The sequence below is a fragment of the Amycolatopsis camponoti genome, from assembly GCF_902497555.1.
GTDB classification, from domain to species: Bacteria; Actinomycetota; Actinomycetes; order Mycobacteriales; family Pseudonocardiaceae; genus Amycolatopsis; species Amycolatopsis camponoti.
This window is the reverse complement of the sequence record NZ_CABVGP010000003.1, coordinates 1908967-1934161: the sequence shown is the minus strand read 5'-3', so window position 1 is coordinate 1934161 and position 25195 is coordinate 1908967. Positions and strand designations below refer to the sequence as shown.

General features: G+C 71.4%; 25 protein-coding genes. 12 read left to right on the top strand and 13 right to left on the bottom strand.

The genetic code is table 11. From position 1 onward, the window contains the following. Positions 1-40: 40 nt before the first annotated feature. Positions 41-751 (top strand): TIGR03089 family protein, encoded by a 711-nt coding sequence (locus AA23TX_RS45945; RefSeq protein ID WP_155549139.1) that lies wholly within the window; start codon positions 41-43, stop codon positions 749-751. On the opposite strand, the gene AA23TX_RS45940 is transcribed toward AA23TX_RS45945, so the two are convergent. After that, positions 748-1188 carry a DoxX family protein gene (locus AA23TX_RS45940; protein ID WP_155549138.1) on the bottom strand — a complete coding sequence of 147 codons (441 nt, stop codon included), beginning with the start codon at positions 1186-1188 and terminating at the stop codon, positions 748-750. The genes AA23TX_RS45945 and AA23TX_RS45940 overlap by 4 nt on opposite strands. A 248-nt stretch (positions 1189-1436) precedes the next feature. Between AA23TX_RS45940 and AA23TX_RS45935 the strand changes: the two genes are divergently transcribed. Next, entirely contained in the window at positions 1437-3287 is a 1851-nt protein-coding gene (locus AA23TX_RS45935; RefSeq protein WP_155549137.1) for an elongation factor G, read from the top strand. Here the strand turns inward: AA23TX_RS45935 and AA23TX_RS45930 are convergent. Beyond that, the gene (locus AA23TX_RS45930) at positions 3284-4153 is read right to left on the bottom strand and encodes a DUF1206 domain-containing protein (RefSeq protein WP_155549136.1); all 870 of its coding nucleotides are present in this window, start codon (positions 4151-4153) and stop codon (positions 3284-3286) included. The genes AA23TX_RS45935 and AA23TX_RS45930 overlap by 4 nt on opposite strands. Positions 4154-4232: 79 nt before the next feature. Between AA23TX_RS45930 and AA23TX_RS45925 the strand changes: the two genes are divergently transcribed. Then, entirely contained in the window at positions 4233-4625 is a 393-nt protein-coding gene (locus AA23TX_RS45925; RefSeq protein WP_155549135.1) for a hypothetical protein, read from the top strand. Here the strand turns inward: AA23TX_RS45925 and AA23TX_RS45920 are convergent. The 3 genes from AA23TX_RS45920 to AA23TX_RS45910 form a co-directional block, all read right to left on the bottom strand. Then, complete coding sequence (locus AA23TX_RS45920; protein ID WP_155549134.1) at positions 4622-5047, bottom strand: hypothetical protein; 426 nt, start codon at positions 5045-5047, stop codon at positions 4622-4624. The two genes, AA23TX_RS45925 and AA23TX_RS45920, sit on opposite strands and share 4 nt — an antisense overlap. 68 nt (positions 5048-5115) lie before the next feature. After that, a complete protein-coding gene (locus tag AA23TX_RS45915; RefSeq protein ID WP_155549133.1) occupies positions 5116-6057 on the bottom strand; it encodes an esterase/lipase family protein in 942 nt (313 codons plus the stop codon). 235 nt (positions 6058-6292) lie between these two features. Further along, the gene (locus AA23TX_RS45910; RefSeq protein WP_155549132.1) at positions 6293-7450 is read right to left on the bottom strand and encodes an acyl-CoA dehydrogenase family protein; all 1158 of its coding nucleotides are present in this window, start codon (positions 7448-7450) and stop codon (positions 6293-6295) included. A gap of 114 nt (positions 7451-7564) precedes the next feature. Between AA23TX_RS45910 and AA23TX_RS45905 the strand changes: the two genes are divergently transcribed. After that, on the top strand, positions 7565-9241 hold the full coding sequence (locus AA23TX_RS45905; protein WP_196425897.1) for a class I adenylate-forming enzyme family protein: 1677 nt from the start codon (positions 7565-7567) through the stop codon (positions 9239-9241). Here AA23TX_RS45905 and AA23TX_RS45900 read toward each other — a convergent pair. Continuing rightward, complete coding sequence (locus AA23TX_RS45900; RefSeq protein WP_155549130.1) at positions 9206-10258, bottom strand: Lrp/AsnC family transcriptional regulator; 1053 nt, start codon at positions 10256-10258, stop codon at positions 9206-9208. The genes AA23TX_RS45905 and AA23TX_RS45900 overlap by 36 nt on opposite strands. An 89-nt stretch (positions 10259-10347) precedes the next feature. Here AA23TX_RS45900 and AA23TX_RS45895 point away from each other — a divergent pair, with 89 nt between their 5' ends. Next, positions 10348-11031 (top strand): SDR family NAD(P)-dependent oxidoreductase, encoded by a 684-nt coding sequence (locus AA23TX_RS45895; RefSeq protein WP_155549129.1) that lies wholly within the window; start codon positions 10348-10350, stop codon positions 11029-11031. Between the two features lie 3 nt (positions 11032-11034). Here the strand turns inward: AA23TX_RS45895 and purE are convergent, their stop codons facing one another. From purE to AA23TX_RS45870, 5 genes are all read right to left on the bottom strand, one after another. Then, positions 11035-11532, bottom strand: coding sequence for a 5-(carboxyamino)imidazole ribonucleotide mutase (gene purE / locus AA23TX_RS45890; RefSeq protein WP_155549128.1), 498 nt, complete (start codon positions 11530-11532; stop codon positions 11035-11037). A 10-nt stretch (positions 11533-11542) separates the two neighbouring features. Beyond that, positions 11543-12727 carry a 5-(carboxyamino)imidazole ribonucleotide synthase gene (locus tag AA23TX_RS45885; RefSeq protein ID WP_155549127.1) on the bottom strand — a complete coding sequence of 395 codons (1185 nt, stop codon included), beginning with the start codon at positions 12725-12727 and terminating at the stop codon, positions 11543-11545. A gap of 12 nt (positions 12728-12739) precedes the next feature. Then, the gene (locus AA23TX_RS45880) at positions 12740-13945 is read right to left on the bottom strand and encodes a glycosyltransferase 87 family protein (RefSeq protein WP_155549126.1); all 1206 of its coding nucleotides are present in this window, start codon (positions 13943-13945) and stop codon (positions 12740-12742) included. Next, entirely contained in the window at positions 13920-15269 is a 1350-nt protein-coding gene (locus AA23TX_RS45875) for a glycosyltransferase 87 family protein (protein WP_155549125.1), read from the bottom strand. Before AA23TX_RS45875 ends, AA23TX_RS45880 begins: the two co-directional genes overlap by 26 nt. A gap of 71 nt (positions 15270-15340) precedes the next feature. Continuing rightward, positions 15341-16174 carry a GGDEF domain-containing protein gene (locus AA23TX_RS45870; protein WP_155549124.1) on the bottom strand — a complete coding sequence of 278 codons (834 nt, stop codon included), beginning with the start codon at positions 16172-16174 and terminating at the stop codon, positions 15341-15343. Between the two features lie 269 nt (positions 16175-16443). Between AA23TX_RS45870 and AA23TX_RS45865 the strand changes: the two genes are divergently transcribed. The 3 genes from AA23TX_RS45865 to AA23TX_RS45855 are packed head-to-tail and all read left to right on the top strand — an operon-like array spanning position 16444 to position 19716. Next, positions 16444-18639 (top strand): sigma-70 family RNA polymerase sigma factor, encoded by a 2196-nt coding sequence (locus AA23TX_RS45865; protein WP_155549123.1) that lies wholly within the window; start codon positions 16444-16446, stop codon positions 18637-18639. A 10-nt stretch (positions 18640-18649) separates the two neighbouring features. Beyond that, positions 18650-19150 carry a GtrA family protein gene (locus AA23TX_RS45860; protein WP_155549122.1) on the top strand — a complete coding sequence of 167 codons (501 nt, stop codon included), beginning with the start codon at positions 18650-18652 and terminating at the stop codon, positions 19148-19150. A 38-nt stretch (positions 19151-19188) separates the two neighbouring features. Further along, complete coding sequence (locus tag AA23TX_RS45855; protein WP_196425896.1) at positions 19189-19716, top strand: GtrA family protein; 528 nt, start codon at positions 19189-19191, stop codon at positions 19714-19716. A 14-nt stretch (positions 19717-19730) separates the two neighbouring features. Here the strand turns inward: AA23TX_RS45855 and AA23TX_RS45850 are convergent, their stop codons facing one another. After that, on the bottom strand, positions 19731-20072 hold the full coding sequence (locus AA23TX_RS45850) for a hypothetical protein (protein ID WP_155549121.1): 342 nt from the start codon (positions 20070-20072) through the stop codon (positions 19731-19733). Positions 20073-20342: 270 nt separating this feature from the next. On the opposite strand from AA23TX_RS45850, the gene AA23TX_RS45845 reads away from it, so the two are divergent. From AA23TX_RS45845 to AA23TX_RS45830, 4 genes are all read left to right on the top strand, one after another. Next, positions 20343-21641: an MFS transporter gene (locus AA23TX_RS45845; RefSeq protein WP_155549120.1), complete on the top strand. Its 1299-nt coding sequence runs from the start codon at positions 20343-20345 to the stop codon at positions 21639-21641. Then, positions 21638-22492 carry an NAD(P)H-binding protein gene (locus AA23TX_RS45840; RefSeq protein ID WP_155549119.1) on the top strand — a complete coding sequence of 285 codons (855 nt, stop codon included), beginning with the start codon at positions 21638-21640 and terminating at the stop codon, positions 22490-22492. The genes AA23TX_RS45845 and AA23TX_RS45840 overlap by 4 nt, the downstream gene beginning before the upstream one ends. Positions 22493-22510: 18 nt before the next feature. After that, complete coding sequence (locus AA23TX_RS45835) at positions 22511-23161, top strand: response regulator (protein WP_155549118.1); 651 nt, start codon at positions 22511-22513, stop codon at positions 23159-23161. A 120-nt stretch (positions 23162-23281) separates the two neighbouring features. Beyond that, positions 23282-23914, top strand: a complete 633-nt coding sequence (locus tag AA23TX_RS45830) for a response regulator transcription factor (protein WP_155549498.1) — start codon at positions 23282-23284, stop codon at positions 23912-23914. Here the strand turns inward: AA23TX_RS45830 and AA23TX_RS45825 are convergent. Continuing rightward, complete coding sequence (locus tag AA23TX_RS45825; RefSeq protein WP_155549117.1) at positions 23911-25194, bottom strand: ATP-binding protein; 1284 nt, start codon at positions 25192-25194, stop codon at positions 23911-23913. The two genes, AA23TX_RS45830 and AA23TX_RS45825, sit on opposite strands and share 4 nt — an antisense overlap. Position 25195 lies beyond the last annotated feature (1 nt).

Below are 25195 nucleotides of genomic sequence, written 5' to 3'. Positions count from 1 at the left end.
CAACCGGCGAAGCGCGTGGTCCGCGCTTTAGCCTGTCCGCATGAGCCTGACCGACGAGCTGCTGCGCCCGCTGCTGGCCTCGCCCGCGAAACCGTTGATCACCCACTACGACGACCAGCTCGGCAGCCGCGTCGAGCTGTCCGTGGCGACGACCGCCAACTGGGCCGCGAAGACGGCCAACTGGCTGACCGAGGAGTTCGACGTCGAGCCGGGCGACGCCGTCGCCGTGCAGCTGCCGGCGCACTGGCAGACCGTCGGCGTGCTGCTCGGGGCGTGGTGGTGCGGGGCGCGCGTCGTGACCGAGGGCGCCGGCGCGCGGGTGGCGTTCGTCGGGCCGGACGACCCGGAGCCGACCGGCGCGACCGCGACCGCCGTCGTCACGCTGGACCCGATGGGCCGCGGCCTCGACGAGGCGCCGGGCGGCGGCGCGTTCGACTACCTGACGGAGTCCCGCGCGGCGGGCGACCAGTACAGCCCGCTCGTCGCGATCCCCGGCGACACCCCCGCGCTGTTCGACTCCACTGTGGACGAAGTACTGGCCGAAGCCCGCGCCCGCGCGGCGAAGCTGGGCCTCGGCGCGGACGACCGCGTGCTGTCCACTCGCGACTGGAGCGGGCCGGAGGGCATCCTCGACGGCCTGCTCGTCCCCCTGGTCGCCGGCGCCCACCTGGTCCACGTGAGCAACGCGAACGAGGCGAAGCTGGGAGCCCGCCGTGATGCGGAGCGCACCACGGCGGACCTCCCGGCCTAGGCGTTCTGCAGCTCGCTGGCCTCGGCTTCGCGGCGGGCCCGCTTGCGGCCCCACAGCAGGTGGTCGAGCGAAAGCCGGCCGCCGTTGAAGCCGAGCGCCAGCCCGGCGAGCGCGAGCACCAGGACCAGCTCGTAGCCGCCCTGGCCGGTCAGCCCGTTGTCGATGTGCACCGAGAGCAGCGCGCCCACGGAGATCACGACGTACCCGATGCCGACCAGCGGCATCAGGAACCCGACGATGAACGCGATCGAGCCGAGGATTTCGACGGTCATCGCGAAGACCGCGGCGACCGTGGGCAGCGGGATGCCCGTCATCGAGAAGAACTTCGCCGTGCCGTCGATGCCGTTGTTCCACTTCTGGAGGCCGTGCGCGAGGAAGACGACCGCGACGCCGATCCTCCCCAGCAGCAGGGCCACGTCCTTGAATCGTCCGAACATCCGGTTTCAGCTCCCCGGTGGGTGAATTTTCAACTGACCCGCCCCAAGTTAGGGCGCCGGGACCCCGGATCGAAGCTCCGGAGGGTGATCGACAGGGAACCGACAGGGACGGAAATTCGCTTTTCGCGCGCCCCGCCGCGGGGCTATCTTCGCCCTGACCTGCGTCCACGACCGTGAGGAGACCCCGATGCGCCGACAGACCGTCCGACCCGGCCTGTCACCCGCATCACAAAGGACTTCCCACGACCGTGAAAACCCTGAACATCGGCATCCTGGCGCACGTCGACGCCGGTAAGACCAGCCTGACCGAGCGCCTGCTCTTCGAAGCCGGCGCCATCGCGCGCCTCGGCAGCGTCGACCGCGGCGACACCCAGACCGACTCCCTCGAGCTCGAACGCCGTCGCGGCATCACCATCCGCTCCGCGGTGGTCTCGTTCACGACCGGCGACACCCGGATCACGCTCATCGACACCCCGGGTCACTCGGACTTCATCGCGGAGGTCGAGCGCGCGCTGCGCGTCCTCGACGGCGCCGTGCTCGTCGTGTCCGCGGTCGAGGGCGTCCAGGCCCAGACCCGCGTCCTGATGCGCACACTGCGCCGGCTCGGCATCCCGGTGCTGATCTTCGTCAACAAGACCGACCGGATGGGCGCGCGCGACCAGCTCGGCGATATCCGCGCGAAGCTCACGCCCCGGGCGATCACGCTGAACGCGTCATCCGGCGAGCTGGCCGAGTTCCTGGCCGACGGCGACGACGCCTTCCTGGCGTCCTATGTGGACGACCGAGTCGACGCCGCGTCCTGTCGAGCCGAGCTGGCCCGGCAGGTCGCCCGCGCCGAGCTGCACCCCGTCCTGTCCGGCTCGGCGCTCACCGGCGACGGCGTCGCGGACCTGGTGACGGCGATGACCGAGCTGCTCCCGGCGACCGAACGCACCGGCGACGGGCCACTGCACGCGACGGTCTTCAAGATCGACCGCGGCCGCGCCGGGGAGAAGATCGCCTACGCCCGCCTGCACTCCGGTTCACTGGCCGCGCGACAGCGAATCCCTTTCTTCCGCGGCGAAACCGAGTTCACCGGCCGGGTCTCGGCGCTCGAGGTCGCCGGCGACGACGTGGCGCTCGCCGGGGACGTCGCCCGGGTGCGCGGGCTGCGGGAGGTCCGCATCGGCGACCGGCTCGGCTCCCCCGGCCCCGCCGGCGACGGCGTGTTCGCGCCGCCGAGCCTGGAGACCGTCGTGCGGCCGGTCCGGCCCGAGCAGGCCGCGGCGCTGTTCACGGCGCTGACGCGACTGTCCGAAGAGGACCCGCTGATCGACGTCCGCCGCCACGGCCACGACATCTCGGTCCGGCTCTACGGCGAAGTGCAGAAGGAGGTGCTGCGCTCGATGCTGGCCGACGGCGCCGGCATCGACGTCACGTTCGAGCGGACGAGCACCCTGTACGTCGAGAAGCCGGTCGGCTGCGGGGAAGCCCTCGAGGGGCTGGATCCGGAGCAGCGGCTGTACTTCTTCGCGACGGTCGGGCTGCGGGTGGAGCCCGGCCCCGGCCGCACGTTCGGGCTTTCGGTCGAGCTGGGTTCGCTGCCGCTCGCGTTCCACAAGGCCATCGACGAGACCGTCCACGCCACGCTGGAGCAGGGGTTATACGGCTGGGAAGTGCTGGGCGTGGCCGTCACGCTGACGCACACGGCGTTCTTCAGCCCGCTCAGTGCGGCGGGCGACTTCCGCAAGATGACGCCGCTGGTGCTGATGGCGGCGCTGAAGGAGGCCGGCACGCGGGTGCACGAGCCGGTGCACCGCTTCGAGCTGGAGGTCCCGGCGAACGCCGTCAGCGCGGCGCTGCTCAAGCTCGCGGACCTGCGCGCGGTGCCCGGCGAGCCGGTGACCGGGCCGTCGTCGTGCACGCTGCACGGCACGATCCCCGCGGAGCACGTCCACGCGTTCGAGCAGGCGCTCCCGGCGCTCAGCCAGGGCGAAGGCGTCTTCCTCAGCGAGTTCGAGGACTACCGGCCCTACCCCGGTCCGCCGCCGGTGCGGCCGCGGACCGGCCAGAACCCCTTGGACCGCAAGGAGTACCTCGCGCAGGTGGCCCGGCGTTAGCGCTTGTGCGCCCAGGCCGCGCCGAAGCAGTACGCGCCGAAGGAGGCGAGGCCGAGCGCCACCACGATCAGCAGCACGGTGCCGAAGGGCTGGGCGGCGAGCGTCTTGAGCGCGGCGTCCAGCCCGCCGGCCTTGTTCGGGTCGGCCGTGAACCCGGCGATGGCGAGCAGGAACGCGACGATGGCGAGGACGACGCCCTTCGCGAGGTAGCCGACCCGGCCCACCCCGCCGATCCAGCGCTTCGTCTTGCCCGGCAGCTCCTGCGTGTCGAGGTCTTCGAGGAACTTCTTCTTGACGCCCTTCACCCCGGCCGCGATCGCGACTCCGAGGACGCAGGCGGCGGCGATGACCACCAGCGCCGGGCCCGCGGGCAGCTGGAGCAGCTTCCCGGTGAACTCCTGCTGGGTCTGGTTGCCCGACCCACCGCCACCGCTGCCGGTGGCGATCTTGAAGGCGGTGAAGCCCAGCGCGATGACGACGACGCCGCGCGCGGCCGCGCCGATCCGCTTGCGCGTGCGCTTGCCGCCGCTGACCCATTCGTAGCCGGTGGCGGCCATCATGAACTGCCAGAGGCCGAACAGGACCAGGCCGACGGCGAGGATCCAGAGCAGGACCTGGCCGAACGCCGTCGAACCGACCTGCTGCAGTGCGCCCTTCTGGTCGGCCTGCTCGCTGCTCCCGACGGCGACCTGCACGGCCAGGTAGGCGATGACGAGGTGGACGACGCCGTAGCAGGCCATGCCGATCCGGCCGAGCAGCTGCGCGGTGTCGCTCTTCTCGCCCTTTTCGGCTTCGGCCTCGGTCCGGTTCGCGCCTCTTCGGGCGGAACCCTCGGTCCGGCGCACGCCGTCTGATGTCCGGTTCATACCGTGTGGGTACCCATCCCGGAGCGCACCCCGCTGGGCCATGCGGCGCAATCGCGCGCTGTGATGGGACGATTCCGGCATGGATGCGCGGCTGGTCGGCTACTGGTCGGAGTCGGAGGTGCACCCCGGTTCGACCGAATACACCGAACTGGGCTTCCGCCCCGACGGCACGGGCTGGCAGTACTGGTCGAGCTGGAGCACGGCGTTCGTCGTCCACCGCTTCACGTGGGAGGGCACGGCGAGCCGGCTCCTGATCCGGCTCGGCATGATCCTGGACGGCACCTGGTCGCTCGCCGGCGAGCGGACGCACCACCGCATCGAGCGCCGCGAGCACCTCGACACGGAATTGACGCTGAGCTGCACGCTGGCCCCGGGGCCGAGGCTGCGGCTGGCCCGCCCGCTCGACGAGATGCTCGGCGGCACGGAGTTCCTCGCCGTCCCGGGCGGCGGCACCGACCCGACGCTCGCTTAGGCGGGGCGGCGCCGCACCTCGTCGAGGCGGGCCCAGCCGCCGTTGACCGCCAGCAGCGTCAGTACCTGCTCGGCCTGTTCGGCGAAGCGCACGAGGTCGTCGTGCAGCAGGGCGGCGCGTTCGCCGTCCAGCGGGTCGACGTCGTCGAACCAGAGCGAGATCGCCGAACCGGCCGTGACGGCGAGCCCCTGCGTCAAGCTGAGGAAGCCGGGCGACGGCTCGCGCGCGGCCGCGCGGTAAGCGGTTTCGATCTCATCGCACGCGGCCAGGAGCTCCCGCAGCTGGGCGACGGCCCCGGCGGGCGTGCCGTCCCAGGCGGCCGTCGGCCAGGCGCGGTCGGACAGCTCGAGCCACAGCCGCCAGCCGGCGACCAGCTCGGCTTCGTCATGGGGCGTCCAGGACGCCGGAACCGGCCAGTACATCCTTCGAGGGTGACACCGCCGGAGCGGAAAACCGCCCCGGCGGTGGGTTATGTCTCATGTGGCGAAACTCAGCCGATCTGCCCGCTGATCACCGGCGGCACCGGCACGCAGGGCGGCGTCTTGGCGTGGGCCGGGTCGAGCGCGTTGAGCACCAGCCCCTGGGCGACGGGGTCGTAGGTGATGCCGAGGTGGTCGGTGAAGTCGAGCCCGCAGACGTTCTGCAGCAGGATGTTCTTCACGTTCGGCTTCTGGGCCAGGAACGCGCTCGCGTACGGCGTGACGACGTCGTCGTAGCGGGTCTGGATGACGGTGTACTGGATGCCGTCGACGGTCTCGCCCCCGGAGTTGAGCGCGGTGAGGAAGTCCGAGCCGACGGCTTGTTCGTTGCACGACTGGCAGACGGTGCCGAGCGCGGCCGGCACGCCGGGGATCATCTCGAGGGTGCTGAGCAGACCGAAGAGATCGGTCCCGTGATTGGACGGCGACAGCCCGACGAGCCGGCTGATCTTGTCCGCGCCACCGAGGTACTTGATCCAGTACCGGACGTTCATCCCACCCTGCGAGTGCCCGACGACGTCGAGCTTCTTCGCCCCGGTGGCCTGGAGGATCTTGTCCCCGAAGGCGGCAAGCGCTTTCGTGGTGTCGGCGATGGGCCCGACGGTCTGCAGGAAGCTCCCGGGCGCCCCGCCGAAGTTGCCGGCGAAGACGCAGTAACCGGCGTTGGCCAGCTTCTGCGAGAGGTTGGCCCAGTTTTCGTAGGCGTTGGCGGTGGTCCCGTTGGAGAGCAACACGGGGTTCGGGTGCCGGTCGGAGGGCTTGCAGTTCCAGTCGTTCGCCCCCGGTGGGGCGATGGTGGGCGCACCGAGCGAGTAGAGCGCGGCGGTGAGGATGTTGGGCTGCACGGGCCCGGTGGGTTCCTTTTCGGCGGCTTGCCCGGTACCGGCCCCGAGTGCCAGCGCCGCCACCGTGGCGACGGCGGCCGTGAGCCACCTGCGCGTCGTTGCGCCCATCCGTTTCACCTCTCTGTGAACCGATGGTGATCCGCATCACCGAAGTGTTAACGCGCGGGTAACTTGTCCGGACACTCCCCCTGGTGAGTGATTTTCTTCCGGGCCCTGACCTGCTACGAGTGACACAAGGCGGGTTGAGTGGCACTCACGGACATGACAAACTCCACCGCTCCCGGACACGACGAAGCCCCCGGCGCGATCGTCGCGCCGGGGGCCGTTGGTCGGTTGCGGTTGTTCAGCCCTTGAGCAGGGCGCGGGCCATGACGACCTTCTGGATCTGGTTCGTGCCTTCGTAGATCTGTGTGATCTTCGCGTCGCGCATCATGCGCTCCACCGGGAAGTCGCGGGTGTAGCCGGCGCCGCCGAAGAGCTGAACAGCATCCGTCGTCACCTCCATCGCGATGTCGGACGCGTAAGTCTTGGCCGCCGAAGCCATGAACCCAGCCCGCTTGTCCCCGCGCTCCGAAGCCGCCGCCGAGGCGTAGACCAGGTGGCGAGCCGCCTCGATCTTCGTGCCCATCTCGGCCAGCATGAACTGAACGCCCTGGAACTCCGCGATCGACTTGCCGAACTGCCGGCGGTCCTTCACGTACGCGATAGCCGCGTCCAAAGCGCCCTGGGCGATACCCAACGCCTGCGCGCCGATCGTCGGGCGGGTGTGATCCAGCGTCCGCAGCGCCGTCTTCAAACCGGTCCCCGGCTCGCCGATGATGCGGTCCTCGGGAATCGTGCAGTTCTCGAAGTAGATCTCGCGCGTCGGGGAGCCCTTGATGCCGAGCTTCTTCTCCTTCGGGCCCACCGAGAAGCCCGGGTCGTCCTTGTGCACGACGAACGCCGAGATGCCGTTGGCCTTCTTCTCCGCGTCCGGGTCGGTCACGGCCATCACCGTGTACCAGGACGACTCGCCCGCGTTGGTGATCCAGCACTTGGTGCCGTTGAGCACCCAGTGGTCACCGTCGAGCCGGGCGCGCGCACGCATCGACGCGGTGTCCGAGCCGGCCTCGCGCTCCGAGAGCGCGTACGACGCCGAAGCTTCGCCCGACGCGATCGAGGGCAGCACCAGCTTCTTCACGCTCTCCGAACCGGACAGGATGATCGGCTGCGTGCCGAGCTTGTTCACCGCCGGGATCAGCGACGCCGACGCGTCGACCCGCGCGACCTCTTCGATCACGATGCAGGCGCCCACGGCGTCCGCGCCCTGGCCGTCGTACTCCTCGCCGATGTGGACGGCGTTGAACCCGGACTTGACCAGCGCGTTGTACGCCTCGATCGGGTAGCGCTCGTTCTCGTCGACCTCGGCCGCGTACGGCGCGATCTCCTTCTCGGCCAGGGCCCGGACCGCGGCCCGCAGCTCCTCGTGCTCCTCGGCAAGCTGGTACAGGCCTTCGGTCACTTCCGGTCACCTTCTCTACGACGTCGGGAGGGTTCCGTCGATGTTAGCGCTCGTTCACTGACTGCGTCGCTCTCGTCCTTGTGTCGTTGACCGCAGAATTCGTATGGTCGAGTGATGCCGCTCACCGCGCCGACGACGCCGCCCGGTTTGCCCGCCACCCTCGACTACCCCGAAGTCCCCGTCGGTTCCCTCATCGCCGCGGGCGCCGCCCGCTGGGGCGACCGGACCGCCTTCGCCCACGACGGCCGCAGCCTCACCTTCACCGAGACCTACCGCGCGGCCTGCCGCTTCGCCCACGCGCTGCGGGCGCGGGGTGTCGGCCGCGGTGACGTCGTGGCGCTGCACCTGCCGAACTGCCTGGCCTTCCCGATCGCCTACTACGGCACGCTGCTGGCCGGGGCGACCTTCAGCCCGGCCAACCCGCTGCTCCCGCCGGACGACCTCGCCTTCCAGCTCGCCGACTGCGAAGCCGCGGCCGTCGTGACGTTCGGGCCGGTCGCCGGGGTACTCGCGAGCGTCGCCGACCGGATCCCGGCCCGGCTGACGATCGTCGTCGGCCCCACCGGCGACCTGCCCGCCGACGCCGTCGAGTTCGAGGCGTTCCACGCCGGGCAGCCGGACGAGCGGCCGGACGCCGGCACGTCGGTCCACGACGACCTCGCGCACCTCGCCTACACCGGCGGCACCACCGGCCGGTCGAAGGGCGTGCGGCTGACGCACCGCAACGTCGTGGTCAACACCCTCCAGCACGCGTGCTGGGGCACCGGCTCGGTACCGGCGCTCGACGAGCACGGCGACGTCACCATCGACCAGATCGGCAGCGAGGACGAGTGGCCGTCCCGGCTCGGCACCGGCGTCGCGATCAACCTGACGCCGTGGTTCCACGCGATGGGCATCATCGGCGGGCTGAACGCGGCCGTTCTCGCCGGCACCACGACCGTGCTCCACTCGCGCTTCGACCCCGCCGCCTACATCGCCGACGCCGAACGGCTGCGGATCACCGGCATCGGCGGCGCGCCCGCACTGTTCGCCGCGCTGCTCGCGACGCCCGCCTTCCACACCGCGGACCTGTCTTCGGTGAAGTCGATCGGCTCCGGCGCCGCGCCGATGAACCACGCGATGATCAACGCGCTGCGCGAGCGCTTCCCGGGCGTGGTCGTCGCCGAGGGCTACGGCCTCACCGAGGCGACCATGGGCGCGGTCATCTCCCCGACGTACCGCTCGGGCACGCGCAAGGTCGGCTCGGTCGGCGTGCCGATCTTCGACACCGAGGTCAAGGTCGTCCCCGCCGAGGGCGGCGAGGACCCGCTCCCGGCGGGCGAGAAGGGCGAGGTCTGCCTGCGCGGGCCGCAGATCATGCTGGGCTACCGCAACCGCCCGGAGGAGACGGCGGCCGCCCTCGTCGACGGCTGGCTCCACACCGGCGACGTCGGCATCCTCGACGCCGACGGCTACCTGTCCATTGTGGACCGCAAGAAGGACATGCTGCTGTACAAGGGGTACAACGTCTTCCCGCGTGAGCTGGAGGAGCTGCTCATCACGATGCCCGGCGTCGCGGCGGCGGCCGTGGTGGGCCGGCCCGACACCGAGGTCGGCGAACTGCCGGTCGCCTTCGTGGTGCCCCGCGGTTCGCTGGACGCCGACGAGCTGATGGCCGCGGTCAACGAGAAGGTGACGCCCTACAAGCGGCTGCGGGAGATCCGCGTGGTCGAGCAGATCCCGGTGTCCGCCGCCGGGAAGGTGCTCAAGCGGGAGTTACGGCAGCAGCTGATCGGCGAGCTGCCCGGCTAGCCGGTCGCCGGACAGGAGCGTGCCCGCCTGCTTGACGTGCTTGAGCAGCGGGGAGACCTCCATGCTCTGCAGCCCGGGCAGCGCGCCGATCCGGTCCGAGGTGAACTCGAACAGCTCGTCGAGGTCCCGGCAGTGCGCGACGGCGTGGAGGTTGTACGGCCCGGAAACCGCCGCGGCGAAGGCGATTTCCGGCTGCTGCGCGAGCGTGCGCCCCACGTCCTTGACCGCCGACGGGTGCACGCGCAGCCAGAGGTGCGCCCGGGCGTGGTACCCGAGCGCCTCGGCCGCGATTTCGACGTCGATGTGGACGACGCGCAGCCGGAGCAGCGTCTCAAGGCGGCGCGCGGCGCGGCCGGGCGTCAGGTCCGCCGCCGCGGCCAGGTCGACCAGGGCGGCGCGGCCGTCCGCGGCGAGGACGTCGAGCAGCTTTTCGTCTTCGGGCGTGAGGTGCACGGGCTCACGCGCCACGACCGGGGCTTCCGTGAACGGCGACGCGTCGGTCCCGAGCATCGCTTCCTGCTCGGGGGTCAGCGTGCCCCGCAGCGCGGCCCAGTAGTGCCCGCGGCCGCCGACGAACTGGCGGAGCATCGCCGACGCGTGGATGTCGAGGACGGCCGCGGTCCGCGGCAGCTGCTGGCCGAGCAGGTCGTCCCGCTGTTCCCGGGTCCGCGACCGCACCGCGAACCCGATCTCGGAGCCCCCGGCGCAGAGGCCCACCCAGCTGACGTCCTCGCGCTTCGCGAGGGCGTCGGCGATCGCCGCGGTGCTGCCGGGACGGCACCGCAGCCGCACCAGCCACTTGCTCTGGCCCAGCGCGCCCGGGTCGACGATGCCCGCGACGCGCAGGACGCCCTCGCTCCGCAGCCGCCGATAGCGGCGGCCGACCGCGTTCTCGGTGACACCGAGGACGGCCGCGATCGAGGCGAACGAGGCTCGCGGAGCCACCTGGAGTGCCCGGATGAGACGCACATCGTCGGCCTGCACAGTGCCGGATTCGGCCATCGCGGCTCCCCTCATCGAGGCAATCCTACAAATCCGCCACCCGCACGGGCACGCTCGGCGAGCGAGTGGACAGACTCGGGGCACACCGCTCGAAGGGAACAGCCATGGAAACCGCCCTCGTCATCGGAGCCTCGCGCGGGCTCGGGCACGCGATCGCCGCCGAGCTGGCCGCCCGCCACTGGCACGTGATCGGCACGGTCCGCGACCCGGCCGCCCGGACACCCCTGCACGACCTGGCCGACGCCTCCGCCGGACGCGTCGAGGTCGAACACCTCGACATCACCGAGCCCGATCAGCTGCCGCCCCTGCGCGAACGGCTCGCCGGACGCCGGATCGACGTGCTCTTCGTCAACGCGGGCACCACGAACAACCCGGCGACTCCGATCGGCGAGGTGTCGACCGCCGACTTCGTCGAGGTGATGGTGACCAACGCGCTCAGCCCGATGCGCGTCATCGAGGCGCTGCAGGACCTCGTGCCCCCGGACGGGCTCATCGGCGCGATGTCGTCCGGCCAGGGCAGCATCACCAACAACACGGCCGGCTCGCGCGAGGTCTACCGCGCCAGCAAGGCGGCGCTGAACATGCTCATGCGCAGCTTCGCCGCCCGGCAGGCCGACCGGGCACTGCTGCTCATGGCCCCCGGCTGGATCCGCACCGCTCTCGGCGGCGACCAAGCGCCGTTCACCGTCGAGGAGTCCGTGCCGCTGATCGTGGACGTCCTGCTGGCCAAGCTCGGCAAGCCCGGCCTCGAGTTCCTCGACCGCGAGGGCAAGACCGTGCCGTGGTGACCGCTAGTGGCCGGCCTTCGCGCGCAGGGCCGCGTCCTTGTCCAGGACCAGCTTCTCGAGGTCGCGCTGGAACTCCGCCATCTTCGAGCGCAGGCCCTCGTCCGACGCCGCCAGGATGCGGACCGCCAGCAGGCCCGCGTTGCGCGCGCCGCCCACCGAGACCGTCGCCACCGGGACGCCCGCCGGCATCTGGACGATCGACAGCAACGAGTCCAGGCCGTCCAGGTACTTCAGCGGGACCGGGACGCCGATCACCGGCAGCACCGTCGCCGAGGCGACCATGCCCGGCAGGTGGGCCGCGCCGCCCGCGCCCGCGATGATCACGCGGATGCCGCGCGCCACCGCCGACGTCGCGTAGTCCAGCATGCGCTGCGGGGTGCGGTGCGCCGAGTAGACGCCGACCTCGTACTCGACGCCGAACTCGTCCAGCGCCGCACCGGCCGCCTCGAGGGTCGGCCAGTCCGAGTCGCTGCCCATGATCACGCCCACCTGCGGCGCCATACCTGATCTCCTAGTGGATTTCGTAGCCGTCGAGCCAGACGGCGTGGGACAGCCAGTGCGCCGAGAGCAGCGCGCGGTTGCGCAGGTCGTCCATGCGGTCGCCGGTGAAGTTGACGTGCCCGAGCTTGCGCCCCGGCCGCTCCTGCTTGCCGTAGAGGTGCACCCGCGCCTCCGGGTACCGCGCGAACAGGTGGTGCAGCCGCTCGTCCGGCCCCATCTCGGGCAGCTCCGGCGCGCCCAGCACGTTCGCCATCACGCACGCCGGCGCGATGAGGTCCGTCCGGCCCAGCGGGTAGTCGAGCACCGCCCGCAGGTGCTGCTCGAACTGCGACGTGCGCGCGCCGTCCATGGTCCAGTGGCCGGAGTTGTGCGGGCGCATGGCCAGCTCGTTCACCAGCAGCCCGGTGTCCGTCTCGAACAGCTCGACCGCGAGCAGCCCGGTGACGTCCAGCGTCGACGCGACCCGCAGCGCCAGGTCCTGTGCCTCGTGCACGCGCTCCGGCGAGAGCCCCGGGGCCGGGGCCAGCACCTCGGTGTTGATGCCGCCGGTCTGCACCGTCTCGACCACGGGGTACGCCGCGCCCTGGCCGAAGGGCGAGCGGGCGACGAGCGCGGCCAGTTCCCGCCGCATCGCCACCTTCTCCTCGACCAGCAGCGCTGTGCCCGCTTCCAGCAGCTCCGGCACGGTCTCGCGCGCGTGCTGGGCGGTGTCCAGCATCCAGACGCCGCGGCCGTCGTACCCGCCGGTCGACGCCTTGAGCACCACCGGCCAGCCGTGCTCGCCGCCGAACTTCACCACGTCGTCCACAGTGGACACCTCGGCGAAGGCCGGGCCCGGCACGCCGAGACCCGCCATCATCTCGCGCATCACCAGCTTGTTCTGCGCGAAGCCGAGCGCCGACGGCGCCGGCCGGATGAGGTAGCCCTCCATCGCCAGCGTCAGCAGGTGCTCGCCCGGCACGTGCTCGTGGTCGAACGTGAGCACGTCGACCGACGCCGCGAACTTCCGCAGCGCGTCGAGGTCGGTGTGGTGCCCCAGCGTGACGTCGCCGGCGACGAGCCCCGCGGCTTCGTTCTCCCCCGCCGCGAGCACGCGCAGGGACTGGCCGAGGGAGATCGCCGCCTGGTGGGTCATCCGGGCCAGCTGACCGCCGCCCACCATGCCCACGACGGGCAGACCGGTGTGTTTGTCCATAGCCGTCTCAGACTAAACGGTGACGACCTGCGGCGACCGCCGGACCAGACGTAGCTCACGCGCCGCCAGGCCGAGGATCCCGCCCGCCGCCGCGAGCACGTAGACGTTGCCGAGGACCGACCAGCCCAGGCCCCAGCCGAACTCCGCGTCGCCGCCGTTGGGCACGAGCATCACGATCTGCGAGAGGAACAGCGCCGCCACCGCCGCCGCGGCCCACCACCGCGCCTTGACCACGAGCAGCGTGAGCAAGGGCACGCACCAGACCCAGTGGTGCGACCACGACACCGGCGACAGCAGCAGCCCGTAGAACGCCGTCACGAGCAGAGCCGCCGCGTCCTCACCTCGCCGGTGCAGCCGCACGACCAGCCACACCGCGGGCACGGCGAGCACCGCCGCCACCCCGACCGCCACCGCCAGCGACCAGGACGCCAGGTGCGAAGCCCGGTTGACCAGCCCGTTGAGCGACTGGTTGAAGATCCAGTGCACCGAACCGACCCGGCTCGGGTCGGTCGCCGAATCCCGCCAGAACCGCGCCGCGTCGACCGGGATGACCGCGAACATCACCGCTTCGAGCGCCACGAACGTGCCCAGGGCCCGCAGCCCGTCTCTCCACCTTCCTGTGAAGAACAGGTGCGGCACGAAGATCAGCGGAGTCAGCTTGATCGCCGCCGCCACGCCGATCAGCACGCCCGCCCAGCGCGACCCCCTGGCCGACAGCACCAGGACGTCCAGCACCACGAACGCCATCAGTATCAAGTTGATCTGGCCCAGGAACAGCGTCTTCCACACCGGTTCCAGCGCCAGCGCGATGGCCGTTCCCGCCGGCAACGCCCACCAGCTTCTTCCCAGAAGCGACGAGTGCCCCGGCGACGACAGCACCACCGTGATCACGACCATAAGGGCGACCACCGACAAAAACGCGATCACGCCCCAGACCAGGCCCGATGGCACGAGCGCGAGCGGCAGGAACAGCGGCGCGGCGGCCGGCGTGTAGGTGAACGGCAGGCGCACCCAGTCGGGCAGCGCGGTCAGCACGTCCCGCGTGTAGAGCGGGTCACCGTGCAGCAGCGTCATGGCCCCGGCGCGGTACACGGCGCTGTCCGCGCCCAGGTGCCACCCGGCCAGCCAGACGACGACGCCGAGCGCCAGCACCAGCAGCGCGATCCCGCCGGCCAGGAGCCGGCCCCGCACCTCAGACGCCGGACGCGACGTCGACATGCTCGTCCGTCGCGGCTTTCTTCCTGGCCCGCCGCTGCAGGCCCCAGCGCAGGCTCAGCGCCACGGCCAGCACGACCGGCATCAGGATGTACGCGTCACCCAGGATGTTCTGCCAGACCGTCCAGTGCAGCTCGACGTTGCGGCCGTTCGGCAGGATCAGCAGCACGCAGCTGACGAACACGAACGCCGCGAGGAACGTCCCGACCCAGCGCTTCCACGCCGTCTTCGGGGTGGTCTTCGGCAGCCGCGAGACCAGCAGCACGATCAGCGGGATCACCCACACCCAGTGGTGCGTCCACGAGATCGGCGAGATCAGCAGCGTCCAGAACGCCGTGACGAGCAGCGCGGCCAGCGCCTGGCCCTTGCGGTGGAAGCGGACCAGCAGCCACAGCGCCGGGATCGCGAGCAGGAACCCGATGCCCATCGCCGCCGACGACGCCCACGGCGCGAGGTCGGTGGCCCGGTTCATCAGCGCGTTCAGCGACTGGTTGCCCGCCCAGTGCACCGGCCCGATGCGGCCGGTGTCCGGCAGCGTCACGGTCCAGTACTTGGCCGCGTCGTGCGAGTTGATCAGGAACATCAGCCCCTGCAGCACGACGAACGTGGCGAAGCCGCGGATCGCGTCCATCCGGCGGCCGGTGATGAACAGGTGCCCGAGGAACACCAGCGGCGTCAGCTTGATCGCCGCCGCGACGCCGACCAGCACGCCGCCCCACCGGCTGCCGCGCGCGCCGATGACCAGCATGTCCAGCATGATCATGGCCATCAGGACCAGGTTGATCTGGCCGAGGAAGATCGTCCGCCACACCGGCTCGAGGGCGAGGAAGACCAGGAAGAAGACGATGGTCGAGCGGGCGGGCGAGGCCCACCAGCGCGGGCCGTCGGCGGCCGGGCGGGGCAGGGCGCCGATCGCGATCCGGATCGACAACGCCATCGCCGCCAGCGAGATCGCGGTGATCAGGCCCCAGGAAATCTGCGTCGGGAACGCGGCGAGCGGCACGAAGATCAGGGCGGCCGTCGGCGGGTAGGTGAACGGCAGCAGCGCCCACCACGGCTCGGGGGCCAGCGTGTTCGCGTCGTAGAGGGAGTCGCCGTGCAGCAGCGTGAGCGCACCGGCCCGGTAGACCGCGCTGTCGACGCCGAGCACCCAGTCGTGCTGCCAGCCCCAGATGCCGTATCCGATCGCGACCAGCGGGATCACCGCGAGGATCAGCATCGACCGAGGGCGGACGGACAGGCGGGCGAGTGACTTCCGCAGGGCCAGGCGGTGCTGCGATCTGGCCGCGACTGCGCCGTCGACGTCGGTGGATACGGTCCGGGTCACCTCACCAGGAAATCATGAGCCGCCTGATCGGGGTCAGAAGGGTCCTGGCGAAAACGGACTTTTCACGCTTTCTACACCCGGGCGAGGTGGGCCAGCAGGTCGCAGGCCATTTCGTGGGTGGCGGGCAGGCGCACCGCCGACACCCGGGGCCGGCCGGCGTCCGCCAGCTGCGAATCCACGGAAAGCCGCTCGTGCAACGCTCTTCGCAGCGCGACGCCGTGCGAAGCGACCCGCTCGTCCTTCGGGACCAGCGCGGCCACGACGGACGTCCCCAGCGAAGCGACGCTCTGCCCGCTGTCGAACACCGCCCGCAGCGCGTCCGCGACCAGGATCATCCCGGTCAGCCGCGGGAACCCGGTGACCGTGGTGAGGTCGAGCGAGACGACCAGCAGCACGTGATCCTCGGCGGCCGGCCGCTCGCGCGCGGCGGCGGCCCGGTAGACCTCGTAGAGCCGGGTGCGCAGGTAGGCGGCCGAGGGCAGGCCGGTCAGCGGGTCGGTGACCTCGGTGTGCACGAGCTGGTCGGTGGCGACGTCGGCCCAGGCCAGCGCGGTGGTCCGCAGCAGCCGCGCCGGCGTGGCGTCGATGTCCGGCGAGACGAACCCGTCGCCGGTGTGGTCGAGGACCGCGTGCAGCGCGGCCAGGTCGGCGAGGGTTTCCGCGAGCCCCGCACCGGCCGCCGCCCGGGCGCGGGCCAGCCCGGCCAGCGCGGTTTCGGCGGCTTCGACGCGGCCCTTGGCCATCACGGCCGCGCAGACGGCGTCGACCTCGGGCAGGGCCCAGTCGCTGGGGAACCGCCAGCCGGCGGCCAGGCTGGCCGTCCGCCAGCGGGCACGCAGGGTGCGCAGGGCGCGGTCGGCGAGCGGGGCGTCACCGGGACCGGAGCGCGTAGCCGGAACGTCCACTGGCGGCCTGCCCCTTTCGTCCGGTCCGTGTCGATCTTGCTCGGTGCTTCACGGTGAGGACGTGCCCCACCGGACGCCGTGACGCGTACTCGCGAGTTTTGTTAAGAAGCTTTTCCACGGCGCGACCCGGGGTCGGGTGATTTCGATGCGCCGTCGGAGTCAACACCCCGACCACAGCGTGACGGCTCGGGGTGGGTCAGTCACACTTGTCACGCGTCGCGGACCCGCCTGTAATGGCAGGTCCTGGCCCTAACCGACCGAGGAGTGCCGTGTCCACCGTTCCCGCCGATCTCAGCGGAAAGAGTGACGCCGAGCTGATCGCCGAGGTCCGCGCGGGAAAGATCGAGTCGTACGGGCCGCTCTACGAACGTCACACCGGTGCGGCCCACAATCTCGCTCGTCAGCTGGCCCGTTCGAGCTCCGAAGCCGACGACCTCGTGTCCGAGGCGTTCGCGAAAGTGCTCGACACTCTGCGTGGCGGGAAAGGGCCGGACACAGCCTTCCGGGCGTACTTGCTGACTGCGCTGCGTCACACCGCGTACGACCGCACCCGCAAGGAACGCCGGGTCGACCTCAACGAGGACATGGCCGACGTCTCGGCCGAGGCACTGACCGTGCCGTTCTCCGACACCGCCGTCGCGGGACTCGAGCGGACGATGGCCGCCAAGGCGTTCGCGCGGCTGCCCGAACGCTGGCAGGCGGTGCTCTGGCACACCGAGATCGAGCAGCAGAGCCCGGCCGAGGTCGCGCCGCTGCTGGGGCTGACCGCGAACGGCGTCTCCGCGCTCGCCTACCGCGCTCGCGAAGGGCTGCGCCAGGCGTACCTGCAGGTCCACCTGCAGGAGAACGCCGAGGAACGCTGCCGCGCCTGCGCCGAGCGGCTCGGCTCGTGGACCCGCGACGGACTGTCCAAGCGCGAACGCTCCCAGGTCGAAAACCACCTCGACGAGTGCGAGAACTGCCGGGCGCTGGCCGCGGAGCTCGCCGACGTCAACGGCGGGCTGCGCGCGATCATCGCCCCGATCGTCCTGGGCGGCGCGGCGCTCGGCTACCTCGCCACGATCGGCGCGGCCAAGGCGAGCGCGGCCACCGCGGCCGCGGCCGGTGCGGCGGCCGCCGGTGCCGCCGCAGCCGGGGGCAAGGCCGGCGCGGCCGCCGGAGCCGCTGCGGCGGGACCCCGTCAGTTCGCCGGGGTCGCCGCCTCGGGCGCGGCGGTCGTCGCGGCCGTCGTCATCGCGCTCACCGCCGGCGGCGGGGCGCAGGAGATCCCGGTCGCGGCCCAGGTGCCGCCGCCGGTGGTCCAGCCGGTCAACCCGCCGGCCCCCAAACCGCAGCCCCCGGCCCCGCCGGCGCCGGCGCAGCCGCCCGCACCTCCCGCTCCGCCCGCTCCTCCGGCGGCCCCGCCCGTCGAGCCCGCCCCTCCGGCGGTCGAGCCGCCCGCGCCGGCGCCCCCCGCACCGCCGGCCCCGGCGCCGCCGTCGATGTCCGCGACCACCCCGCCGGACGGCCTCGAACTGAGTCCCGGCACCGCGATGAACCTGCCGATCACCGTCCGCAACGACGGCGGCAGCCCGTCCGAGCCGGTGGTCGCCGCGATGAAGCTGCCCCCGGGCGTGCACGCGGTCGACGCCGGCGGAGGCGGCGCGCCGATGGCGTTCGCGCAGGACGGCGGCCCGATCTCGGTGAACTGCCCGGGTGGCGACGGCGTGGTGACGTGCAAGACCGGCGCGGGCCTGCAGCCCGGCCAGAGCGCGACGCTGAACTTCCGCCTCCGGGCCGACGACGACGCCGAAGGCGGCACGGTGACCGGCTCGGTCACCGCCGGCGTCCGGATCAACGTCGCGGTGAGCGTCAAGGTCACCGTGAAACTGCCGCCGGACGCGGTGGTGCTGGAAGCCCAGGGCGACGGGCTCTCGGCGTTCCCGTGGACCCGCAACCCGCTGGTCTACGTGCGCGTGCGCAACACCGGCGAGTCGACGAAGCCGGTCACGGTCACCTTCGACCACCCGCTGTGGCAGTGGTGGAGCCTGCGCGGCTTCCCGTGCGCGCCGTCCGGCGAGGGCGCGACCTGCACGACGAACACGGCGCTGGCGCCCGGTCAGCACGTCAACCTGTGGGTGCGGCTGAAGGGCCGTCCCGACGACGGGCGCGTGACGATCACCGCGAAGCTCGGCAAGGCGGCCGCGCAGCCGGTGACCGTGGACTTCGGCTGCTACCACCACTGGTGCGGCAAGGACCCGCTCCCGACGACGACAACGCCGACGACCAAGCCGTCCAAGCCGGCTCCGACGTCGCCCTCGAAGCCGACGTCCACGCCTCCGGCGACGACCACGAAGACCGAGCCGACGACCGAGCCCCCGACGTCGCCGACCACGACGAGCGCACCGCCGCAACCGGGGACGAAGCCGGCCGATCAGCGACCGACCGTCACCCCCGAGAAGGGATTCGGCTGGCTGACCGGGTAGCGTCCGCGCGGTGCGCGAGCTGCTGAAGAAGCATCGCGAGCTCCTCCGCTTCGCCGTCGTCGGCGGGATCAGCTTCGTGATCACCATGTCCGTCAACTACGGCCTGAAGTTCACCGTGCTGCGGACCCATCCGGTGACGGCGTTGATCGTCGGCGTCCTCGTCGCGACGATCTTCTCCTACGTCGCCAACCGCGAGTGGTCGTTCCGCACCCGCGGCGGCCGGGAGCGGGCCCACGAGGCCGCGCTGTTCTTCCTGATCAGCGGCGTCGCGCTGGGCCTGAACGCGCTGCCGCAGTGGTTCTCGCGGTACGTGCTCGACCTGCAGGCGCCACGGCTGTCGCCGTTCGGCGTCGAGGTGGCCGACTTCGTCAGCGGGATCATCATCGGGACCCTGCTCGGCACGGCGTTCCGGTGGTGGGCGTTCAAGAAGTGGGTCTTCCCGGACGAGGACGCGCGCGGCGTCGTCGCGGTCGCGGATGATCCGGACATTCAGGACCGGAAGGCCGCCTGAACCACAGGTCAACGCGGTGTGCTCCTAGACTGCATGCTGTGACCGTTGTGGAAACCGTGCTCAAGCGCACGCCGGAGCCGCTGCGTTCGGTGCTCATCAAGCACCGGGAGCTGCTGAAGTTCGGGATCGTGGGCGGCACGACGTTCCTGGTCGACAACGGCGTCTGGTACTTCCTGAAGCTGTCGGTGCTGGAGTCGAAGCCGACGACGGCGAAGGCGATCGCGATCATCGTCGCGACGATCGTGTCGTACATCCTGAACCGCGAGTGGTCGTTCCGCACCCGCGGCGGCCGGGAGCGCCACCACGAGGCCGCGCTTTTCTTCGTGATCAGCGGCATCGCGGTCGTGGTGAACCTGATCCCGCTGTACGTCTCGCGGTACGTGCTGGACCTGGAGGTCCCCCACGTGACGCGGCTGGTGCAGGAGGTCGCGGACTTCGCGAGCGGCTCGATCATCGGCATGCTGCTGGCGATGTTCTTCCGCTTCTGGGGCTTCAAGAAGTGGGTCTTCCCGGACGAGCTGGGCGAGCGCCGCCGGGACACCGGCGACGTGACCCGCCTGCACTGACCCGGGTTCAGCGGCTACATCTGCACGAAGTACTCGGGATCGTCGTCGCGATCGGCGTTGACCGGGACGGTGCGGTAGGTCTTCCCGCTCTCGCAGACGGTGATCTTGAGCCGGTCGAAACCGCCGACCCGATCGGGGTCGCCGATCGAAAAGTCGAAGGGCACGTCGTCGTGGGCCGAGGCGGTCCTCGTCGCGCTGTCGATCTTGGTCGCCCCGGCGTAGGCCCCGAAGCACACGGTCGTGCCCCTCGCGAGGTAGTCCGCCACGGTCCCCTGCACCGTCGAGGTCCGATTGCCCCAGATGACGTCGCCGATGGCCTGCCCGCCGCAGCCCTGGGTCGTTCCGCCGTTGAGCACGGACGACCCGCTTCACCCGGATGATGTCCTGCCCCAGGAAAACTACTTGTCCTCTGACATGTAGTTGTCTACTGTCATCTCGTCAGTGTTCCTTCGTGAGGACGCCGTCCGGGTTCGGCCGGGCGAGCGGGACGATTCGAGGTGGTTTCCGAGCGCGAAGAGGTCGTACCCGTTCGCGGGTGACGATGGAGCCTTTTCCCGACTCGACGGGACGCGTTTTCCTGCGCGTCCGGACACCTCTCGTCCCTTCTGACGAAACAAGGACATCCCTTGATCACAACCGCGCCTTCGCGCGCCCAAAAACCGGCCCTCGCCGGGCTTTTCCTGTCCGTCTTCCTCGCGATGCTCGACGCCCAGGTCGTCGCCATCGCGCTCCCCCGGGTCGCCGCCGAGTTCGGCGGGACCGGTTCCTACGCCTGGGTCACCACCGCCTACCTGCTCGCCGGGAGCGTCACCGCTCCCCTGTACGGCAAGCTCGGCGACGTCTTCGGCCGCAAACGCGTGCTCCTCGGCGCGCTCGGCCTGTTCCTGCTCGGTTCGCTCGCCTGCGGGCTGGCGCCGTCGGCCACCGCGCTCATCGTCGGCCGGGTTCTGCAGGGCGCCGGCTCCGGAGGGCTCTTCGTCTCCGTCGGCGCTTCGCTCGGCGAGATGTTCACGCCGCGCGAAGGCGCGAAGTACTTCGGATGGTTCTCGATCTGCTTCGCCGTCGCGTCGCTCGCCGGGCCGGTCGTCGGCGGCGTCCTCACCGGGCTCGCCGGGTGGCGGTCGATCTTCCTGGTCAACCTGCCGCTCGGGCTCGTCGCCGTCGCGCTCCTCAAGACCCTCGACCTGCCGAGACGACGGCGGGAAGCGCCCTTCGACTTCGCCGGCGTCGTTCTGCTCGGCGGGGCGATCACCGGGTTCACCCTGCTCACGCCGTGGTCGGTCGGTCTCGGCGCGGTGGCGGCCGTCGCGTTCGTCTTCACCGAGCGAAAAGCCGAAGCGCCCGTGCTCCCGCTGCGCCTCTTCAAGGACCGCACGTTCACCGTGTCCGTCGTGCTCAGCGTGCTCGCCGGGTTCGCGTTCCTCGGCTCGATCAACTACATCGCGATCCTCCTGCAGGCCGACGCCGGCCCGGCGGAAGGCGGGCTGCGGCTGGTGCCGATGACGCTCGCCGTGTCGCTTTCGTCCGTGGTCGCGAGCAGGATCATCGCCCGCACCGGCGCCTACCGCTGGGCGCCCCGGCTGAGCACGGCGCTGGGCCTGATCGCCGTGCTCGGCCTGACCACGCTGCACGAGCTGCCCCTGATCCTGGCCTGCCTGGTCGTCTTCGGCCTCGCGGCCGGGCTCAACCTGCAGGTGCTCGCCATGGCGACGCAGAACACCGCGCCGCCGGCGGACCGCGGTGCCGTCGCCGCGGGCGTCAACCTCGCCCGCGCGCTCGGCTCGAGCCTCGGCCCGGTCGCGCTCGGCTTCGCCTACAACGCCGGCACGCACGGCGTTTTCCTCGCCCTGCTGCCCGTCCTCGCGCTCGCCGTCGTCACGGCGTTCGCACTCCCGCACGTCCCGCTCGAAGGAGCTTCCCGATGATCTTCGTCCTCGGCGCCACCGGCAAGATCGGCCGCGCCCTAGTTCCCGCCCTCCTCGACGCCGGCGCCGCCGTCCGCGCCCTGACCCGGGACCCGGCCAAGGCCCGCATCGACCCGCGCGCCGAAGTCGTGCGAGCCGACCTGGACACCGCCGACCTGCCGGCCCTCTTCGACGGCGCGGACCGCGTTTTCGTTCTGACGCAAGGCCACAGCGCCGACCGTGAAGCCGCGGTCGCGCGGGCCGCCGCGAGCGCCGGTACCACCCACCTCGTCAAGCTGTCCACCACCGGTGTCCACTTCGGACAGAAGGATCCGATCACCCGCGCCCACGCCGAAGCCGAGCAGGCGATCCGCGAAGCCGGCCCGGCGTGGACGATCCTGCGCCCCGGCGCGTTCATGGACAACCGGTTCGCCTGGCGCGAAACCATCCGCGACGAGAACGCCGTCTACGTCCCCGAAGGCGACTCGGCGTCCGCGCTGATCCACGTCCGGGACATCGCGGCCGTCGCGACGCTCGCCCTCACGACGTCCGAGCACGAAGGGGCGACCTACGAGCTCACCGGCGGCGAAGCCCTCACGACCGAGCGGCAGGTCGCGATCCTCGCCGACGCCCTCGGCCGTCCGGTGCAGTACGTCGAAGAGCCGGAAAGCGCCGCGCGCGAACGCATGATGCGGAAGTACGGCTGGCCCGCCGAAGCCGTCGACGGCTTCTTCGCGCTGAAGCGGGAGTCCGCCGAGCGCGAACACGTCGTGTTCGACACCGTCGACCGCGTGCTCGGCCGGCCGCCGCTGACGTTCGCCGATTGGGCACGTGAGAATGCGGCCGCGTTCCCCTACCATTACCGGGGGTGACGGCGGGGAGGTGACCGGATGAGCCAGGACCTGCGCGTCCTCGTCGTGGACGACCACCCGCTGTTCCGGTTCGGCGTGTGCACGCTCCTGGACGCCGAGCCCGGGATCGAGGTCGTCGGCGAGGCCGCCGGCGGTGGCGCCGCGATCGACGCCGCGGGCGCGCTGCTCCCCGACGTCGTGGTCATGGACCTCCACCTGCCGGACCTGTCCGGGATCCAGGCGACCCGGCACATCGCGGCCGTGAGCCCGGACACCGGCGTGCTGATGCTGACGATGGCCGACGAAAGCGAGTCGGTCTTCGCGGCGATGCGCGCCGGTGCCCGCGGCTACCTGCTCAAGGACGCCGAGCCGGACGAGATCATCCGCGCGGTGCGGGCGGTCGCGCGGCGGGAAGCGATCTTCGGCCCCGACATCGCGAACCGCCTGCTCGGCTTCTTCAACCAGCCGCCGCCCGCGAGCGAGCCGGTGTTCCCGGAGCTGACGGCGCGTGAGCGCGAGGTCCTGTCGCTCATCGCGGCCGGGCACAGCAACGGCGTCATCGCGCACACCCTGTGCCTGAGCCCCAAAACGGTGCGTAACCACATTTCGAACGTCTTCGCCAAGCTTCACGTCGCCGATCGCGCCGAAGCGATCGTCCGGGCGCGGGACGCGGGTCTCGGCCGGTCCTGACGGGCGTCCATCCGGGCAACATCGGGACGCCGGTCCCATGCGCCCGGGACACTGAGACGGGCATTCTGGACAGGGTGAGGGGTGGAACTCTCGCACACCGTTCGAGGGGAATGGGTGACGATGTTCGAATCCGACAGGACGCCGGTGGTGGTCCGCGCCACCGATCCGATCCTGCACAACGGCGTCTGCATGGCGCTGCGTTCGCGGGACGAGGTCCGCGTGGTGGACGGCGAGGCGGGTGATCCGGCGGAGGTCGCGTTGCTGGTCGCCGACCGGCTCGACGAGACGATGACCCGGATGCTGTCCGCACTGCACCACCAGGGCTTCACCCGCATCGTGCTGGTCGCGGGGGAAGTCGACGACAACGAGATCCTCAACGCCGTCGAGCACGGGGTCTGCGCGGTCGCCCGCCGCGCCGACGCCGGGCCGGAGGTGCTCGTCCGGCTGATCAAGGCGGCCGCGGCCGGGGAGGGCGCACTGCCGCCGGACCTGCTCGGCCGGCTGCTGAACCGGGTTTCCCGCCTGCAGCGGCAAGTGCTCCAGCCGCACGGCCTGCACCTGGGCGGGATGAGCGACCGGGAGACGGAGGTGCTCCGGCTCGTCGCGGCGGGGTATTCGACGCAGGAAATCGCCGACGAGCTGTGTTATTCGCAGCGGACGGTGAAGAGCATCCTGCACGACGTGACCAACCGGTTCCAGCTGCGCAACCGTTCGCACGCCGTGGCGTATGCGTTGCGGGAGGGGTTGATTTAGCGCGGAACGCGTTCGGCGGGCCAGCGGACTTCCGGGACATCGCTGGGCCGCGGCACCTTCAAGAACAGGCTGAAGACGGCCGGGCGGCGGTTGGACAGCTCCAGCCGCCCGCCGTCGGCCTCGACTAGCGCGCGGGCCAGTGCCAGCCCGACACCCGTCGAGCCGCCGCCGGAGAAGCCGCGTTCGAAGATGTGCGGGGCCAGCTCGTCCGGGACGCCCGGACCCGTGTCGCTGACTTCGACCACCACCGTGCCGTCGGCGTCGCCGCGGCGCGCCACCACCGTGACCGTGCCTGAACCGTGGCGCAGGGCGTTGTCCAGCAGTACTCCGACGACCTCGCGCAGCCGTCCCGGTGTCGCGCGCGCCATCAAGCCGTCGGCCACGCGCATCCGGAGGTTGCGTCCCTCCGAGCGCAGCAGCTCGCGCCACTCCTGCGCCATTTCCGGCAGCTGCTTCGGCAGGTCCACCGGTTCCGCGCCGACCTCACGCGCCGCGCGCGCCGCCGCCAGCAGCTCGTCGAGCGCCTCCGCGAGCCGGTCGGCCTGTTCCTGCGCCGCCTTCGACTCGTCGGCCACCTCCTCGTCCGGGTGGACGGTGAGCGGTTCCAGCCGCAGCTGCAACGCCGTGAGCCGGCTGCGCAGCTGGTGCGAGACGTCGCCGACGAGCTGGCGTTCCCGCTGCACGAGCTGGGCGAGCGCGGTGCCGGAGGCGTCCAGCGCCTCGGCGACCATGTCCAGCTCGCCGACGCCGTAGCGGCTCGGGTCGGGCCGGAAGTCGCCGCCGCCGAGGCGGGACGCGCGTTCGGCGACGTGCCGCAGGGGTTTCGCCAGCCGCCGGGCCGTCGCGATCGCCACCACCGCGCCGGTGGCGACCGACAGCAGCACCAGCAGCACGACGACCAGCGTCACCGTCGTCTGGCGCTCGTGCATCGGGCCGGCCGGGACGGCGATCGCCACCTTGCCGTCGCGGGCCAGGTCGGCCGTCTCGGTGACGGTGTCGGGACCCGGGTCGTTGCCGTAGCGCTTCTCCTGCTGGTTGGGGACCTGGACGCTGAGCAGCCCGTTGGCCGGGACCGCCGCGCGCACCTGGTCGAGGTCGATCTCCTGGCCGTTGGCGATCTCGGTGTCGAGGATCGCCGCGGCGGCGCGGGCGTTCTCGGCGAGCGTCTCGCGGTAGCTCGACTCGATCTGCCAGCTCGCCACGATGCCCAGCGGAATGCCGAGGACCGCCGCGGTGACGGCCACGGCCAGCAGGATGGCCAGCAGGATGCGACGGCGCACG

Coding starts and splice junctions, on each gene's coding strand:
- AA23TX_RS45945 (WP_155549139.1), top strand. CDS start 41: ATGAGCCTGACCGACGAGCTGCTGCGCCCGCTGCTGGCCTCGCCCGCG.
- AA23TX_RS45940 (WP_155549138.1), bottom strand. CDS start 1,188: ATGTTCGGACGATTCAAGGACGTGGCCCTGCTGCTGGGGAGGATCGGC.
- AA23TX_RS45930 (WP_155549136.1), bottom strand. CDS start 4,153: ATGAACCGGACATCAGACGGCGTGCGCCGGACCGAGGGTTCCGCCCGA.
- AA23TX_RS45925 (WP_155549135.1), top strand. CDS start 4,233: ATGGATGCGCGGCTGGTCGGCTACTGGTCGGAGTCGGAGGTGCACCCC.
- AA23TX_RS45920 (WP_155549134.1), bottom strand. CDS start 5,047: ATGTACTGGCCGGTTCCGGCGTCCTGGACGCCCCATGACGAAGCCGAG.
- AA23TX_RS45915 (WP_155549133.1), bottom strand. CDS start 6,057: ATGGGCGCAACGACGCGCAGGTGGCTCACGGCCGCCGTCGCCACGGTG.
- AA23TX_RS45905 (WP_196425897.1), top strand. CDS start 7,565: ATGCCGCTCACCGCGCCGACGACGCCGCCCGGTTTGCCCGCCACCCTC.
- AA23TX_RS45900 (WP_155549130.1), bottom strand. CDS start 10,258: ATGAGGGGAGCCGCGATGGCCGAATCCGGCACTGTGCAGGCCGACGAT.
- AA23TX_RS45895 (WP_155549129.1), top strand. CDS start 10,348: ATGGAAACCGCCCTCGTCATCGGAGCCTCGCGCGGGCTCGGGCACGCG.
- purE (WP_155549128.1), bottom strand. CDS start 11,532: ATGGCGCCGCAGGTGGGCGTGATCATGGGCAGCGACTCGGACTGGCCG.
- AA23TX_RS45885 (WP_155549127.1), bottom strand. CDS start 12,727: ATGGACAAACACACCGGTCTGCCCGTCGTGGGCATGGTGGGCGGCGGT.
- AA23TX_RS45880 (WP_155549126.1), bottom strand. CDS start 13,945: ATGTCGACGTCGCGTCCGGCGTCTGAGGTGCGGGGCCGGCTCCTGGCC.
- AA23TX_RS45840 (WP_155549119.1), top strand. CDS start 21,638: ATGATCTTCGTCCTCGGCGCCACCGGCAAGATCGGCCGCGCCCTAGTT.
- AA23TX_RS45835 (WP_155549118.1), top strand. CDS start 22,511: ATGAGCCAGGACCTGCGCGTCCTCGTCGTGGACGACCACCCGCTGTTC.
- AA23TX_RS45830 (WP_155549498.1), top strand. CDS start 23,282: ATGTTCGAATCCGACAGGACGCCGGTGGTGGTCCGCGCCACCGATCCG.